The organism is Leuconostoc sp. S50, from assembly GCF_016624925.1.
GTDB classification, from domain to species: Bacteria; Bacillota; Bacilli; order Lactobacillales; family Lactobacillaceae; genus Leuconostoc; species Leuconostoc pseudomesenteroides.
The window spans coordinates 75,609-93,031 of record NZ_JACVUE010000003.1 but is presented as its reverse complement, the minus strand read 5'-3'; the positions used below and the strand labels follow the sequence as shown (position 1 = coordinate 93,031).

At 39.3% G+C, this 17,423-nt stretch carries 14 protein-coding genes and 2 tRNA genes; all 16 read left to right on the top strand.

The genetic code is table 11. The features are described from left to right. Positions 1-4: 4 nt before the first annotated feature. Entirely contained in the window at positions 5-1,780 is a 1,776-nt protein-coding gene (locus IAE53_RS04325) for an ABC transporter ATP-binding protein (protein ID WP_188353355.1), read from the top strand. Further along, complete coding sequence (locus IAE53_RS04320; protein ID WP_148423362.1) at positions 1,773-3,572, top strand: ABC transporter ATP-binding protein; 1,800 nt, start codon at positions 1,773-1,775, stop codon at positions 3,570-3,572. The genes IAE53_RS04325 and IAE53_RS04320 overlap by 8 nt, the downstream gene beginning before the upstream one ends. Before the next feature lie 171 nt (positions 3,573-3,743). Beyond that, on the top strand, positions 3,744-4,481 hold the full coding sequence (locus IAE53_RS04315; protein WP_148423363.1) for an amino acid ABC transporter ATP-binding protein: 738 nt from the start codon (positions 3,744-3,746) through the stop codon (positions 4,479-4,481). A gap of 79 nt (positions 4,482-4,560) precedes the next feature. Next, positions 4,561-5,427, top strand: a complete 867-nt coding sequence (locus IAE53_RS04310) for a transporter substrate-binding domain-containing protein (RefSeq protein ID WP_010295944.1) — start codon at positions 4,561-4,563, stop codon at positions 5,425-5,427. Then, positions 5,427-6,068, top strand: a complete 642-nt coding sequence (locus IAE53_RS04305; protein ID WP_148423364.1) for an amino acid ABC transporter permease — start codon at positions 5,427-5,429, stop codon at positions 6,066-6,068. Before IAE53_RS04310 ends, IAE53_RS04305 begins: the two co-directional genes overlap by 1 nt. Positions 6,069-6,078: 10 nt before the next feature. Further along, positions 6,079-6,738 carry an amino acid ABC transporter permease gene (locus IAE53_RS04300; protein ID WP_010295938.1) on the top strand — a complete coding sequence of 220 codons (660 nt, stop codon included), beginning with the start codon at positions 6,079-6,081 and terminating at the stop codon, positions 6,736-6,738. A 204-nt stretch (positions 6,739-6,942) separates the two neighbouring features. Beyond that, complete coding sequence (locus IAE53_RS04295) at positions 6,943-8,574, top strand: peptide ABC transporter substrate-binding protein (RefSeq protein ID WP_148423365.1); 1,632 nt, start codon at positions 6,943-6,945, stop codon at positions 8,572-8,574. An 84-nt stretch (positions 8,575-8,658) separates the two neighbouring features. Next, entirely contained in the window at positions 8,659-9,576 is a 918-nt protein-coding gene (locus tag IAE53_RS04290; protein ID WP_139967604.1) for an ABC transporter permease, read from the top strand. Between the two features lie 11 nt (positions 9,577-9,587). Beyond that, positions 9,588-10,613: an ABC transporter permease gene (locus tag IAE53_RS04285; RefSeq protein ID WP_010295931.1), complete on the top strand. Its 1,026-nt coding sequence runs from the start codon at positions 9,588-9,590 to the stop codon at positions 10,611-10,613. A 15-nt stretch (positions 10,614-10,628) separates the two neighbouring features. Further along, entirely contained in the window at positions 10,629-11,678 is a 1,050-nt protein-coding gene (locus IAE53_RS04280) for an ABC transporter ATP-binding protein (RefSeq protein ID WP_010295928.1), read from the top strand. A 2-nt stretch (positions 11,679-11,680) separates the two neighbouring features. Beyond that, positions 11,681-12,616 (top strand): ABC transporter ATP-binding protein, encoded by a 936-nt coding sequence (locus tag IAE53_RS04275; protein WP_148423366.1) that lies wholly within the window; start codon positions 11,681-11,683, stop codon positions 12,614-12,616. Between the two features lie 101 nt (positions 12,617-12,717). Beyond that, positions 12,718-14,610: a M13-type metalloendopeptidase gene (locus tag IAE53_RS04270; protein WP_148423367.1), complete on the top strand. Its 1,893-nt coding sequence runs from the start codon at positions 12,718-12,720 to the stop codon at positions 14,608-14,610. A gap of 169 nt (positions 14,611-14,779) precedes the next feature. Beyond that, positions 14,780-14,862, top strand: a tRNA-Tyr gene (locus tag IAE53_RS04265). Between the two features lie 39 nt (positions 14,863-14,901). Then, a tRNA-Gln gene (locus IAE53_RS04260) sits at positions 14,902-14,973 on the top strand. Between the two features lie 79 nt (positions 14,974-15,052). Then, entirely contained in the window at positions 15,053-16,501 is a 1,449-nt protein-coding gene (locus IAE53_RS04255; protein ID WP_148423708.1) for a glycosyltransferase, read from the top strand. After that, the gene (locus IAE53_RS04250; protein ID WP_200136066.1) at positions 16,498-17,343 is read left to right on the top strand and encodes a glycosyltransferase; all 846 of its coding nucleotides are present in this window, start codon (positions 16,498-16,500) and stop codon (positions 17,341-17,343) included. Before IAE53_RS04255 ends, IAE53_RS04250 begins: the two co-directional genes overlap by 4 nt. The last annotated feature ends 80 nt before the right edge of the window (positions 17,344-17,423 follow it).

Below are 17,423 nucleotides of genomic sequence, written 5' to 3'. Positions count from 1 at the left end.
GAAAATGAGTATTTTTAGTAAGTTAATGTGGTTTTTTAAGGCCAATAAGCGGCTCTACATCTTAGGGTTGTCTTTTTTGTTGCTGACGGAAATTTCACAAATGGTATCGCCAGCGCTTATTGGGCGGTTTACCGATATTTTAGTAGCGCGAGAAGTCACCAGTCAAAATTTATTGATTTATGGTGGTGGCATTCTACTGTTTTCGATTTTAATGTATGGCTTTCGTTATGCATGGATCACGCATATATTTCAAGGGTCAGCTTTGTTAGAGCGCACATTAAGGCAACAATTATTTGATCATTATATGCAAATGGATACGACGTTTTACCAACGTCGTCGTACTGGTGATTTGATGGCACATGCAACTAATGATCTTTCGGCAATTCAAAGAGTTGCTTCTGGTGGTGTGTTAATGCTAGTTGATTCGATCGTTATTATTATATTCACAGTCATTTCAATGGCCTTTGTTGTCGATTGGCGCTTGACACTGATTGGTGTTTTGCCACTGCCCTTGCTGGCTTGGGGTGTCCGCTATTTGTCACCAAAGATTAGACGTGCCTTTACTGCCTCGCAAGAAGCTTTTTCACGGCTTTCTAATAAATCACAAGAATCAATTGCTGGAATCAAAGCGATTAAAACTTTAGGACAAGAACAACAAGACGTCGCATCTTTTACAAGTGAAGTCCAAAACACAATTGCAATCAATAAAAAGGTGGCTAGAATTGATTCAATGTTTGGGCCCATGGCAACGCTTGTGATGACAATTAGTTATGTGGTTATGGTGACGTATGGTGGTTCTTTGGTCACAAATCAGACAATCACGATTGGTCAACTGGTTTCTTTTTCTACTTATTTAGGTTTGTTAGTCTGGCCAATGTTTGGTTTGGGACAATTATTCAATGTGTTGGAACGTGGCAACGCATCATACATGCGAGTTCAGGAAATTCTGGCAGAAAAATCGGCTATTATTGAAGATGAATCAGGTCGTGAAACTTTAGCTCATGGGGATGTTACCATAAACATTGATGAATTTAAGTACCCTGATGACGAGACAACAACTGCTTTATCTGATGTTCATTTGACAATCAAAGCTGGCGAAACGCTAGGGTTAGTTGGCCGTGTCGGTGCCGGAAAAACCACACTAATCAAATTGCTGCTGCGTCAGTTTGACGATTATCAAGGAAATATCACTGTGGGTGGTTTTGATATCAAACAATATAAGTTAAAAGCTTATCTGAAAGCAATTGGCTATGTGGCACAAGAAAACTTTTTGTTTTCAACGACAGTATTGGATAATATTCGCTTTGCAGATTTGACTAAAACAAGGGAAGAAGTTGAGGCAGCTGCAAAAAAAGCTGCCTTTCACGACGATGTTTTAGGTTTTCCAGCGGGCTATGAAACAGAGGTAGGGGAACATGGTGTTAGCTTATCTGGTGGGCAAAAGCAACGCTTGGCTATTGCGCGCGCTTTAATTGTTGATCCAGAAATTTTGATACTAGATGACGCCTTATCAGCTGTTGATGCACGCACGGAGAAACAAATTTTGGGTGCGTTAAAAGCAGAACGACAAGATAAAACGACTATTATTGCTGCTCATCGTATTAGTTCGGTCATGAATGCTGATGAAATTATTGTTTTTGACGATGGTCAAATCAAGGAACGCGGTACGCATGCGGAATTGTTAGCGTTAAACGGTTGGTACGCGCATATGTATGCGCAACAGCAATTAGCGACACAATTAGATGAACAGTTGTCTGCAAAGGAGGAAAATGATGCCTGAGAAAAATGAATCAGTTTGGGCTAAAAGTATTCCCGTAAAAGAACAACTTCATGTTATTTGGACGTTAATCAAGATGGCTAAGCCATTTCGAGCGATGTTCATTTGGGCTTTGTCAATTGGGGCCGCTTTTGCATTATTGCAGGCCGCCGCGCCACGTGTGATTTCGTATTATATGACAAACTATTTGCATCAAACGACGAGTGTCCCTTTACAGATAACAATTAGTTTTGCTGTATTGGTGGCTGTCATTCGGATTTTACAGGCAATCACGGATGCTTTGAATGCCTATTACTTTTCGGTGGCGGGTGAATATGCTTTAGAGGATATTCGAGTTCGTGTCTTTAAAAAATTGCACACGCTAGGGATGCGATTTTTTGATCAAGTACCTGCGGGATCATTAGTGACGCGTGTGAACAATGATACAGCGTCGCTTGCTGACTTTTGGCGATTTTTTATGGAATTAACATTTGCTGTCATGAGTATGATTGGTGCCTATATCGGTATGTGGACAGTTGATGTGAAAGCAACGCTACTTATGTTAGTCGTTGTGCCCTTCATTGTTGCTAGTATCATTGCTTATCAGCGATTTTCATCGAGCCTTTTTCGGCACATGCGAGAAAGGTTGTCGGCACTGAATGCAAAAATTGCTGAAAGTATTACTGGTATTGATGTGATTCAAGAGTTTTACCAAGAAGACCGCTTTAAAAAAGAGTTTTCAAGAATTAACGGTGAATACTTTAATGCTAGATTTAAAATGGTTAAGGCAGATGCATTATTACTCGAGCCTATGATTGACATGTTATTAGGTGGTGCAACAGTGCTAATCCTTTGGTATTTCGGTGAATTGTCAATGCATACAGTGGTAGCCGCTGGTGTAATTTATGCATTTACTACCTATTTAAATAACATTTTTGGACCATTAGAAAATATTATGAGTTTATTCAGTCCATTTCAAGAAGGATTGGTGTCTGGCTACAGAATTTTGGGTATTTTAGCGGATGAAACATATTCCCCTGCTCAAAATGTTAATGCGCAAGGCGATGTTACCGATGGCAAGATAGAATTTAAGCACGTTAATTTTAGTTATGATAGTCAGCATCAAATTCTGAAGGACCTGACATTTACAGCTAATCCAGGGGAAACGATCGCCTTGGTGGGACATACAGGATCTGGGAAAAGCTCAACGATAAATACATTGATGCGTTTTTATGAGTTTCAAAGTGGCGAAATCTTGATTGACGGGCAGGATATTCGAGATATTAGCATGAAAAACTTACGTCAAAAAATGGGATTAGTTTTGCAAGAACCGTTTATGTTTTTTGGTGATGTAGCTTCTAATATCCGAATGTATGATGACAGTATTTCTGACGCGCGTGTGAGGGAAGCTGCCGAATTTGTAGGTGCCAATACTTTCATTGAAAAATTAGATAATCAATATAGCGCCAAAGTTCAAGAAGGCGGTTCTGGTTTTTCTGCCGGGGAAAAACAATTAATTAGCTTTGCACGAACTATTGTGCAAGACCCTAAAATTTTAATTTTGGATGAAGCAACGGCAAATGTCGACACTGAGACTGAAACCTTGATTCAAAAGTCACTTAAAAAAATGCGCGAAAATAGGACAACTATTGCTATTGCGCATCGACTATCTACCATTAAAGATGCTAATTTAATCCTTGTTTTGGATGAAGGACGAGTCGTTGAACGTGGTACGCACGAGTCGTTGTTAGCGCAGAGAGGACGTTATTATGACTTGTATCGTTTGCAAGGCGCCAATGATGCTATTGTTGAATAAAGGTTGAAATTAATATATTTGTTATAAAACCTGACATAACTTTGACTAAATTGACAAAATGTGCGTAAAATGGAACTAGAACAGACTGGACTAGAACTCTACGTTCGTCCAGTTTTTTTGATATCGTGAGTGCTTAAGGCAATCACAACGAGTGAAAAGGAGAATTAGGTCATGTCAATGATTGAATTTAAGAATGTTGAGAAATATTACGGGAATTTTCATGCACTTAAGAACATTAATTTGGAAATTGATGAGGGCGAAACAGTTGTTTTGATTGGACCATCAGGATCAGGAAAATCAACTTTAATTCGTGCCGTTAATGGATTGGAAGAAATTCAAGAAGGTCAGTTACTTGTCAACGGCTTTGATCTTCATGATCCTAAAACTGACATCAACCGTATTCGTAAGAATGTTGGCATGGTGTTCCAACACTTTAATTTGTATGATAACAAGTCAACAATTGAAAACATCATGTTAGCACCACGTCTTGTTTTAAAAAGAGACGAAGCTGAAAACAAAAAAATGGCAATGGCATTGTTAGAAAAAGTCGGCTTGGCAGACAAGGCTGCTAATATGCCTTCCGAACTTTCTGGTGGTCAAAAGCAACGTGTTGCGATTGCTCGCTCACTGGCCATGCAACCAAAGGCGCTTTTATTTGATGAACCTACCTCAGCGTTGGATCCAGAAATGATTGGTGATGTTTTGGATGTTATGCGTGACATTGCTAAAGATTCGTCAATGACCATGCTAGTTGTGACGCACGAAATGAGTTTTGCTAAGGCAGTTGCTGACCGTGTTATCTTTATGGCTGATGGTCAAATTCTCGAAGATAGCTCAACGGAAGCGTTCTTTAATAATCCAAGTGAACCACGAGCGCAACAATTCTTGAGCCAGGTCGAGCATCACTAAAATTTAGATTGGGAGGAAAAGTGTTAAAAATTTTATTGATGCCAACAATAATCGGTAAAATTTTTAATGCAACATTATTATGGAAAAAGCTAAAAAAAGACAATTCGGCATTATTGCCACAATCGTCTTAGCTGCCGTTATTGTCCTCGGTCTAATGTGGGCAACAGCTACCGCTAAGAAAAATCAAGAACATCAAGACACTTTGGCACGTGTTGAAAAACTGGGTCGAATTGTGTGGGGTGTTAAAGCAGATACAAAATTATTTGGTTTGATGGATACAAAAACTGGTGTTTCTAAAGGATTTGATGTTGATATTGCCAAAGCGCTGACGGTACAGTTATCCAAGCAAACTGGTGTGCCGATGTCTGCTGAATTTGTACCCGTTTCATCATCCTCAAAAATTCAACTTTTAAAAAATACCAATATTGATGGTACTGTTTCCACAATGACTATCACGCCAGAACGTGAAAAAATTATTGACTTTACAAAACAGTATTTTGATGCCGGACAATCAATTCTAGTTAAAAAAGATTCGGGCATCAAGTCAATTAAGGATATGAATGACTCAAAGTACACGATTATCGTGGTCGTAGGTACAACAGCTGCGGAAGAAACTAAAAAGTTCGCACCTAAAGCGAAATTGTTGGCCGTTCAAGACTATGCAACTGGCATGCAAGCATTAAAGGCCGGACAAGGTCAAGCAATGTCAACCGACAATGCGATCTTATATGGTTTTGCAACTGAAAACCCTGATTATCAAATTGTTGGTGGCACATTTACACACGGACCTTATGGTATTGCCTTTGATAATGATCAAGGACCAATGATTCGAGAGACCAATAAAGCCTTGGCTACATTGAAGAAAAATGGTGTATACAATAAATTGATTAAAAAATGGTTCAGCAATGTGCCGGGTCTCGATTGGCATGAATTGGAGGCGAAATAATGGATTTATTACAGAATAATTTTTCGACATTTTTGCAAGGATTCGGTTATACGTTATTATCAAGTGTTATTGCGCTAGTTGTCTCAATGATTCTGGGTACTTTCTTTGCTATTTTGCAAATTTTACCCCAAAAATGGGTACAAAAAATTGGTAACATTTACGTTCAGGTTTTTCGTAATATTCCCTTGTTGATTATCACTTTCTTTTTCTTCTTAGTTGTTGCGAAAATGATACCAATGAATGGGTTCACCGCTGGGACGATTGCCCTATCACTATACACATCAGCCTTTATTGCAGAAACCGTCCGCGCGGGTATTTTATCAGTGAACAGTGGACAAATGGAAGGTGCTCGTGCTAATGGTTTATCTTTCTGGCAGGCGATGCAACACATTGTCTTACCACAGGCGTTTAAAATAGCCTTGCCATCACTGGGTAATCAATTCATTAATTTAGTAAAAAACTCATCTATTTTGGCTTTTGTCGGTGGTCTTGATTTGATGTATCAAGGTAATATGGTTGCAGCTAACACATTTGATACGTTTGGCACATACATTATTGTTGCGCTTTTCTATCTAGTGATTACCCTACCATTGAGTTACTACATGCAGCATCTTGAACGTAAACTAAAGCACGCGGCTTAAGGAGGACATTATGGTTACATTAGGAATTTTTGACGCCTTTACACCACAGAACGTCCAATATTTGTTGGGTGGTTTAGGCATTACAGTTGGTGTTTCAGTTATTTCAGTTATTTTAAGTTTCATTGCAGGTTCGGTGATCGGTATTATTCAATTTGAGAGATTACCGTATTTTTCAAAGTTCGTTGGGACAATTAATAATATTATCCGTAACTTACCCTTGCTATTGATTATTTTCTTTGTTTATTTTGCCTTACCAAAATTAGGCATTCACTTGCCGATATTCTGGGCAACAGTGGTTGCTATGAGTACGTTTGAGTCTTCAATGTTGGCTGAAATTGTTCGTGGCGGACTTGAATCAATTGATAAAGGTCAGTTTGAAGGTGCACGTGCCAACGGTCTTTCTAACTTGCAAACAATGTTTTACATTGTATTGCCACAAGCTTACAAGAAGATGATTCCACCAATTATTTCACAGTTAATATCATTGGTTAAGGATACGAGTTTGGCAATGGGAATTGTTTTGTCAGAAATGACTTATCGTGGTCAAATTATCTATGCACAGAATTCAACGTATATCATTCCTGTGTTGATTGTGATTACCCTAATTTACTTCTTACTAAACTATGGCTTGTCATTGATTGCAAGATGGTTTGATAGTAAGTTAGCTTAAATTGATGAGAGAGAATTAACGCTAATTGTGATAAAAGGTTCAAATAAGGTTCGCGTTATCAGTGCAATTCTAGTAAAAACGTTATATTATACGTTAAATCACAGTAAAATCTTAAAAGATAACAAAATGAATTGCAAATGAGAAATACACATGGTAAACTAATATCATTGTTAGCAAAAAAGTATATCGGGAGGATATATTAACATGGATACATGGAAAAAATGGGCAATCGGCGCAGCCGTTGTCGTTGTGGTAGGTGGCGGAACCCGCGCCGCAGGCCTCTGGGGTGGTTCAAATGAATCATCCAGCGCACTTAAGTTTTCTTTTCCAACAGAAATCCAAACATTGGATATCTCAAAGAATACGGATACTTACTCTGGCACAATTATTGGTAACACAGGCGCCAACTTGTTGCGTGTGAACGCCAAGGGTAAGGCTGTTCCTGAATTGGCTAAGTCAGTTAAGGTTTCAAAAGATGGTTTGACTTATACGGCAACTTTGCGAAGTGGCTTGAAGTGGTCTGATGGTTCATCTTTGACAGCAAAAGACTTCGTTTATTCATGGCAACGTATTGTTGATCCAAAGACAGCTTCACAATATTCTTACCTTGCCTCAGGTGTGAAGAATGCTGATGCCATTACTGCAGGTAAAGCTAAAGTTAGCACTTTGGGTGTCTCAGCAAAGGGCAATGTTATTACGTTCAAGCTTGAACGCCCAATGCCACAATTTAACTATTTGTTGACATTTGCTAATTTCATGCCACAAAAGCAAAGCTTTGTTGAAAAGCAAGGTAAGAAGTATGGTACAACTTCTGCAAAGCAACTATATTCTGGTCCTTATAAGTTTGAAGGATGGAATGGTACTAACAACAGCTTTAAGTTAGTAAAAAATGATAACTATTGGGATGCCAAGAGTGTTAAGACAAAAGAAATCGACTACTCTGTTGTTAAAAAGCCAGAAACGGCCGTTCAATTGTATAAGCAAGGCAAGCTAGACCGCGCTTCAATCTCAACACCTGAACTATATGCTGCCAACAAGAGCAATAAGGATAAGGTGAAGGTTCCCGAAGCAACCACAGCTTATATCGAATATAACCAAACCGGTAAGAACAAGTTCTTAGCTAACACGAAGATTCGTCAGGCTTTGAATCTTGCAACTAACCGTAAAGAATTGGTTGATCAAGTAACATCTGGTATTTCAACACCAGCTACTGGCTTAGCACCACAAGGTTTGGCTAAGACTGCATCAGGTGAAGATTTGGCTAAGTACGTAGCACCTGGCTACAAGTACGATGCTAAGGCAGCTGCTAAGTTGTTCGCTGAAGGTTTGAAAGAAGTTGGTGAAACAAAGATGACTTTGACAATCACTTCTGATGCTGACAGTTCAACTGCCAAGACAACTTTGGATTACCTGCAAGGTTCACTACAAAAGGCTTTGCCAGGCTTGAAGGTTGAAGAAAAGTTTGTCCCATTCAAGCAACGTTTGTCAGATGCACAAAATCAAAATTTTGATGCTATTGTATCTCTTTGGGGTGGTGACTATCCAGAAGGCTCAACATTCTATGATTTGTTTAAGGATGGTGCTTCATACAATGATGGTCAATTCAAGAATACGACCTATACTACAGCTGTTAACAAGGCAGAGACAACAGACGCTTTGAATGATGCAGCACGTGACTCAGATTACAAGACTGCTGAAGCTGCTTTGTATAAAGAAGCTAACTTCAACCCATTGTACTTCCGTGCAGGATATTCATTGGCTCGTCCAAGTGTTAAGGGCATTATCACTAACACTACTGGATTGAACATTGATTTCAAATACGCCTACCGTAAGTAAGTAATTTATGATAGAATTAAACTACATTTAATTAAAAATGAGAATTGACATATGTCAATTCTTATTTATTAGGAAGTCAAGACTATGGTGAAATACATTTTAAAGCGATTGGCGCTTTTGATTTTCACGTTATTCTTAGTGATTACTGCAACTTTTTTCCTGATGCAAATTATGCCTGGAACACCGTTCAATAACCCTAAGCTAACGCCACAAATGATTGCCCAATTGAACAAAGCATATGGATTGGATTTGCCGCTTTGGCAACAATATCTTCATTACTTGGTAAACGCCTTTCGTGGTGATTTTGGAACATCATTCCAATATCAAAACCAAAGTGTTAGTATGCTGATTGGTCAGCGTCTACCAATTTCTGCACAACTTGGCGCACAAGCCCTGGTTGTAGGCGTTATTGCTGGTTTGCTCATGGGTGCCGCATCAGCGCGTAATAAAAATAACAAGATTGATGGTCTATTGGGTGTTGTTTCAACACTTGGTATTTCAGTGCCTAGTTTCATATTAGGTATTATCTTCTTGTACTTGTTTGGTTTCAAGTGGCCATTATTCCCAGTATCAGGCTGGGGAGACTCGTTTTCACAATCAGTATTGCCAACATTGGCGCTGGCTGTTTCACCAGCAGCTGTTGTGACACGATTTGTTCGATCTGAAATGATTGAATCATTGAGTTCTGATTATGTACAATTGGCTCGAGCCAAAGGTCTGAGCGAGAAAGAAGTTGTTAATAAACACGCCTACCGTAACTCTATGATTCCTGTCCTGACATTGATTGGACCAATGGCGGCTGGTTTGTTAACCGGTTCCACATTGATTGAAAATATTTTCTCAATTCCAGGTATCGGGCAACAATTCGTTTCCTCAATTCCCACTAAAGATTTTCCAGTTATCATGGGAACTACTATCGTATATGCATTGATGCTGATGGTTATGATCTTGATTACGGATATTTTGACGGCAATTGTTGATCCACGTGTTCGGTTGCAATAAGGAGGCTCATGATGGCTGCAAATACAGAAGACTTTGTCATCGTTGGCGCACAAAACTCTGAAGCTAACGAACATATTTCTAAGCCTGCCTTGTCATTTTGGCAAGATGCTTGGCGTCGATTAAAATTAAATAAACTAGCTGTGATTTCACTTTGGTTTTTGGTGTTTATTCTCGGCTTTGCATTAGTATCAAATTTTTTCGTAACACAAAACAAAGCTAACGCTTTTGATTCTGATAACGTTGGTAAATATAAAAACTTACCACCAAACTCAGGGTTACCAATTCCAGGGTGGAATGGTAAATTGAAAGAACCTGGTGCCACAGATACTACTGATCCCTATAAAAACAATAACGTTAAGGAAAATTTCATTTTGGGAACTGACAATCTTGGTCGTTCATTAGGAAAACGTGTTATTGTAGGGCTTCGTATCTCATTGTTAGTCGCTATTTCAGCAACATTTATTGATTTGTTGATTGGTGTCACTTACGGTGTATTCTCCGGTTGGAAAGGTGGCTGGGTTGACGTTGTCATGCAGCGTATCATTGAAATTCTTTCCTCTGTACCTAATTTGATTGTTGTGACTATGTTTGGTTTGTTACTGGGAAACGGTGTCACATCAATCATTATTGCGATTGCCATTACGGGTTGGTTAAGTATGGCACGACAAGTACGTAACATGACACTTTCCTTGAAAGAGCGTGACTACGTCTTGGCTGCCAAATCTCTTGGTGAAAGTTCAACTAAGATTGCGATTAAGCATTTGATTCCTAATATGGCTGGTACAATCATTGTTCAAATCATGATGACAGTGCCAAGCGCAATCATGTTTGAAGCGGTCTTGTCTGCCATTAACTTGGGTGTTAAGCCACCAACGGCTTCACTTGGTTCATTGATTTCTGATGCTCAAAGTATGTTGCAATTCTACCCTTACCAGGTTTTGATTCCTTCTGGTGTGTTGGTGTTGATTTCGTTGGCGTTTATCTTGCTGGGTGATGGGTTACGAGATGCCTTTGACCCACGTGCTAGTGAAGATTAAGAGGTGCAGGTACTTATGAGTAATCCTATATTAAGAGTTGAAAATTTGCACGTCAATTTCAATACCTATGCTGGTACGGTGCAAGCCATTAGAGACGTGTCATTTGATTTAAATCAAGGCGAAACGTTGGCAATTGTTGGTGAGTCTGGCTCAGGAAAGTCAGTCACAACGAAGACATTGATGGGTCTGAATGCTAAAAATGCTGTGATACCTGAGAATAGTCGTCTTTTGTTCAAAGACAAAAATTTGTTGGAATTGTCCGAAGAAGAATGGCAACATGTTCGTGGTAATGAAATTGCGATGATCTTCCAAGATCCAATGACTAGTTTAGACCCAACAATGAAGATTGGGCAGCAAATTGCTGAACCATTAATTAAACATCAAGAGTTGAGCGAAAAAGATGCTTTGGCTCGCGCTTTGGAGTTGATGAAGGGCGTTGGTATTCCTAACGCTGAAGAGCATATTAACGATTACCCTCATCAATGGTCTGGTGGTATGAGGCAGCGTGCTGTTATTGCAATTGCGCTGGCTGCGGATCCCGAAATTTTGATAGCTGATGAGCCAACTACTGCTTTGGATGTTACGATTCAGGCACAAATTTTGAATTTGATGAAGCAGTTACAAAAGCAGTCAAACTCTTCAATTATCTTTATCACACATGATTTGGGTGTTGTTGCTGGTATGGCTGATCGAGTAGCTGTCATGTACGCTGGTAAAATCGTTGAGTATGGTACAGTTGATGAAATTTTCTTTAATCCACAGCATCCCTATACATGGGGACTATTAAATTCAATGCCTACCACTGATACGGCTGAAGGGTCATTGCAGGCTATTCCGGGGACACCACCAGATTTGTTGGAGCCACCGCTAGGTGATGCTTTTGCACCGCGAAATTCGTATGCACTTGCCATTGATAGTAAAGAAGAGCCACCTTTCTTTAAAATTAGCGATACACATTATGCGGCTACTTGGCTACTTGATGAGCGAGCACCTAAAGTGACCCCACCCGAACAGATTTTGAAACGTTGGGCACGATGGGAAGAAATACAAGGACAGGAGGCTTAATCATGACTGAAGAAACAGCAAAAAAATTGGTTGAGCTGAATGATTTGCAATTGTACTTCAACAAGGGAAAGGCCAATGAAGTACGGGCTATTGACCATGTCAGTTTTGACATCTATGAAGGTGAAGTGTTTGGCCTAGTAGGTGAGTCTGGTTCTGGTAAAACGACGATTGGTCGTACTATCTTAAAGTTATATGAACCAAATGATGGTACGATTACCTTTGATGGTGAAGACGTCACTAAACTTAAGGGCAAACAGTTATCTAATTTCCGCAAAGACGCACAAATGATCTTTCAAGATCCACAGGCTAGCTTGAACGGTCGAATGAAGGTGCGTGATATTATTGCTGAAGGCATCGATATTAACCATTTGGCCAAGTCAAAGAATGAACGAAATGCTAAAGTTCAGGAATTATTGGATTTAGTCGGCCTAAACAAAGATCACGCCACGAGATATCCACATGAATTTTCTGGTGGTCAGAGGCAACGAATTGGGATTGCACGTGCGTTGGCAGTTGATCCAAAGTTTATCATTGCAGATGAACCTATTTCCGCTTTGGATGTGTCAATTCAAGCACAAGTTGTCAACTTAATGAAAGAATTGCAGAAAAGGCATTCATTAACATATCTGTTTATTGCGCATGATTTGTCGATGGTGAAATATATTTCAGACCGTATTGGGGTGATGCATTGGGGTAAGTTATTAGAAATTGGTACTTCAGATGCAGTTTATAATCATCCATTACATCCTTATACAAAGAGTCTATTATCTGCTATTCCAGTACCAGATCCTGAAGCTGAAAATTTGAGGCAGCACATTGATTATGATACAACCATTGAAACTGATGGTAAAGAGCGTAGCATGATTGAAGTTAATCCAGGACATTTTGTTTTGGCTACGCCTGAAGAAGCAGAACTATATAAGCAACAACAAAAATAAACACCTGTTAGCCGACCATTATTGGTTGGCTTTTTTTGTAAACAAAAACGAAAAGTGTATAATATTTATTAGTTAATTAAGATAAAGAAATGAGAATTGGCATGACAAGATTACAAGATGATTTTTATGAAGCCATTAACGGTGAGTGGGCAAAAACAGCTGAAATACCAGCTGATAAGCCCTCAACTGGGGGTTTTAACGATTTAGCAGTAGGGATTGAAAAGTGGTTGTTGTCAACGACTAACGAATGGCAAAACGGTGAGAACGTACCAGATGATGATATATTGCAGCAGTTTATTGCTTATCATCGTTTGACGGCCGATACACAAACACGGGATAAAATTGGTGTCGCGCCAGTATTGCCCTTGCTGGAACAATATAAAGGTTATCAATCGTTTGCTGATTTTGCATCTCATATTGCTGAACTTGAGCAAAGGGGATTGCCAAACGCATTGCCTTTTGGTATTGATCCAGATTTCAAGAACGCCAAACTAAATGTTTTGTGGGCTGGTAGTCTGCCATTACTGCTGCCAGACACGACATATTACACTCCCGACAATGAGCAAGCTAAAGTATTACTCGCGAAATTTCGTGAACAGCAAATGAAATTATTGCCTCAGTTTGGTTTTTCAAGTGATCAAGCGGAAACAATGATTGACAATTACATTGCTTTGGACGCCCGAATTGCAAGTGTTTCATTGAGCCGAGAGGAACAAAACGAATATGCCAAATTGTATCACCCTTATCAATGGGATAATTTTGTTCAACAAGCGTCGGAGTTGCCACTAAATGATATTATCAAATCTTTGATTGGACAGATGCCGGATAAAATCATTGTACCTGCAGAGCGTTTTTGGGCTTCTGCAGATCAATTTTATTCTGAGGATGCATGGCCATTATTGAAAGACTATCTGCTTATAAACGTTGCTAATGAATATACTGATTTGTTGAGTGATGATTTGCGTGTCTTGGGTGGCGCTTACGCAAGAGCTTTACAAGGCTTGCCTGAAGCTAAAAGTACCGAGAAAGCAGCTTTTTACTTGGCAGCAGGACCATTTAGCCAAGCGATTGGTATGTATTATGCACATGAGAAATTTTCTCCAGAGGCAAAGGCAGACGTTGAAGCAAAGGTAGCGACGATGATTGATGTCTATAAAAATCGTTTGCAGAACGTTACTTGGTTGACTAAGGCGACACGGGATAAAGCAATTATCAAACTTAACGCGATTGTGCCTCACATTGGTTATCCTGATAAACTGCCAGATCGTTTGTCACAAAAGACAGTTGATGAAGGTGCGACATTGTTTGAATCTGCAGCTAAATTTAGGCAAATTGAGATTACCCATACTTGGCAACAATGGCATCAACCAGTTGATGAAAATGAATGGCAAATGCCAGCACACTTGGTCAACGCTTACTATGATCCGCAACAAAATCAAATTTTCTTTCCGGCAGCCATTTTACAAGCACCATTTTATAGTTTAAATCAATCTTCATCAGCCAATTATGGTGGGATTGGTGCAGTGATTGCTCATGAAATTTCTCACGCTTTTGATACCAATGGCGCGTCATTTGATGAATTTGGTAGTTTGAATAATTGGTGGACTGATGCGGATTATGCTGCCTTCAAAGAACGTACACAGCAAGTTGTTGATCAATTTGATGGCTTAGATTCGTATGGCGCTAAAGTGAATGGTAAGTTGACAGTGTCAGAAAACGTGGCTGATTTGGGTGGATTAGCTGCTGCTTTGGCCGCTGCCAAACGAGATGAGGATTTTTCATCGGAGGCATTCTTTACCAATTGGGCTGCTATTTGGCGTATGAAAGCACGTCCTGAGTACATGCAATTGTTAGCGGCAGTGGACCCACACGGTCCTGCTAAGGCGCGTGTTAACGTACAAGTAAAAAATTTTGACGACTTTTTCACAACATTTGATGTTAAAGAAACTGACGGCATGTGGTTGGCGCCAGATAAACGCGTTCAAATCTGGTGATGACTGGTCTAAATGACACATTAGTCATCTGATTTGTTCTCAAACAATTATATGTTTTGGTTAGTTAATGGGTGCAATATAGCGAATCGTCGTTTATTTTGTCTTTTATGTCAAAATTGCTTGCTATCACTCTCATTTTCTGGTATTATAATATAGTTGTTTGAGATATGGGAGTGTAGCGAAGTCTGGCTAAACGCGACGGACTGTAACTCCGTTCCTTCGGGTTCGTAGGTTCGAATCCTACCGCTCCCATTGCCGATTTAATAGTTAACGGCAAAATAAATTAACTATTGCCCCTTCGCCAAGCGGTAAGGCATCGGTTTTTGGTACCGACATGCGCTGGTTCGAATCCAGCAGGGGCAATTGCTAAAGGAACTTGGGAAAGTTCCTTTTTTTGTATATAATTATCATGATAAGAATAGCCTAGTAAGAGGTATCAATGATGAATTTTTTTGTGAACAAAAGAATTGGACATGGTAATAGCGGTGTTGAACACGCGCAATTTTATCGCGCCCAATGTTTTCGTGAAAAAAACATGGTGTTCAAGTTGATTTACACTGATTACCTACCGCAATTGCATGAACACATGAAAGAGTGGCGCTTAAAGGAAAATGAAGTTATTGGTTTGTATGACTATTTATTGAGCGATAATCCTTCAGAATATTTGCAAAACGGATTAGCTCACACAAATGTGTACCGACAGCAAACTTTAGTAGATTTTGTGGACACGCAAAGAGTAGTGCATCAACAAACGACGGGTCAATATCAGGCGACGATACTGAAAAGTAAACGGTTTGATAGCAAAAAAAATGTTTATTTAGTTGGGGATGACCGCGTCATTTTAGAAAATGGACAACATCGTGTGACTTGGCATTATCGTCATTCTGAATCGCTTGGTAAAATCATGACTAACATTCATGTTTCGGGATTTCATGACCATGATTATTTGTTTGCGACGTTTGAAGAGTTACTCATGTTTTTTTTACTGGAATTGCAACGTGAATTTACTCATAATTGTTACTTCATTGATCGTGGTACCGACAATGAGGAAGTGCTTATTACCTTGAAAAATCGAGGTTATCAGTTGAAAATTGTTGACATTGTGCATGCAGCTCACTTGGTGTCTTATCAGAATAATCGACCGGTATGGAATAACTATTATCAATATATGTTTGATCATTTAGATGATGTTGACAGAGTGATTGTGGCGACAACCTTACAACAAAAAGATATATTGTCACAATTGCGTGATAGCGGTTTCCCAGTCGATTCTCATAAAATAATAGCGATTCCAGTCGGTGGTGTTAATCAAATTGCGGCGCCAAAAAAATGGGCTGGTAATGTCGCAAAATTCGTCACGGTTTCACGACTGCACCCAGAAAAAAAGATAGCGCACATTGTTGAGTCGATTGCGCAACTTAATCAAAAGGGCTTTGCTGCCACTTTGTCAATATATGGTACGGGAAATGAAGAAGATAAATTAAAACAGCTCATTAACGACTACCATTTGAATGACAAAATCACTTTAAAGGGATTTTGTCAGTCGATTACACGCGAGCTGCTGAATTATGATGCTTATGTTTCCGCGTCTTATTCAGAAGGTTTCGGTCTGACATATATTGAAGCGTTGGGAGCAGCACTACCAGTTGCCTCCTATGCTAATTTGTACGGCGCACAATCATTGATTAAAGATGGTAAAAATGGTCATTTAGCAGAATTTGATCGTCATAACAAAAATGAAGCTGCCAATATTGCTCATTTGTCAGCAGCGATGCAACTTATTTTCACAGATTATGATTCGTTATCGGAGGGCGCTACATTGACGGCTGAAAACTTTCAAATTAAAAAAATAGCGGATCAGTGGGCGCGTGTTGTTGAGGGGCTATCATGAAAATTGAAATCATCAATTCTTTATCGATCACGCAATTGGATGGTATTGCTTGGCAAATCGAACAAGTTAAGCTCGGGCGTAGTGATGAATTATGGGTTGCCACACCCCATGAAGATGCTGTTTACCTCATCAAAAAGATGGGATTGTCACCTGATAAGGTGTTTGACATGTATGGGCAACAATATTTTTCAACAATTGATGAAACAAAAGGTATTTGGTGGTCAGACTTGATTGTGCCAAATGAAAGTCAAATTGTCGTCAATCAAGATGGTACTAAAAGTATCATGAGTTTTGGGCGTGAGCTGGCAAAGGTGAGATGGTTTAGTCAATCTAAACGACTAGTACAAGCTGTGACATGGTATGATGGCGACGGCAAAATTGACTATAAAGATATTTATCGACGTGACGGGCGACTATTTGCTAAACAGTATTTTAGTGATGGTGAATTGTTGCAATCTGATTTTTATCTTGGTAATAATAAGGTGGTTGTTCAAGATTTTTATGCTGATGGGCACTGCAACTTAGTGGTGGCTTTTGGACAAAAGTTCCGGCGACAGAGTGATTATATTGCAAATGTTGGTAATCAACATGTTGATAATCAGTACAATGTGACACAGCTTGGACGTTCAATTGACTTTGCACCACAAAAAACCAAACTGACATTATTTAATGATGTGACAGATAAGAATGGGCATGTTTTGAAAGAAGTGTCTGATATTTTAAAGAATAAACATCATCCGATTGAATCAGTCTGGGTTAAGCCACAAGACGCAATAACGTTGAAAATGTCTGGGTTACCGGGTCAAAAGGTTCATGTCATTAGGACCGAACGCCATAAGTAGTTATTATCGTGCATTTTTTCACACACCAAGCAAGACAATTAAAGCGTTTTGTTTTATAATAGAGTTTGTAACAATAAAAA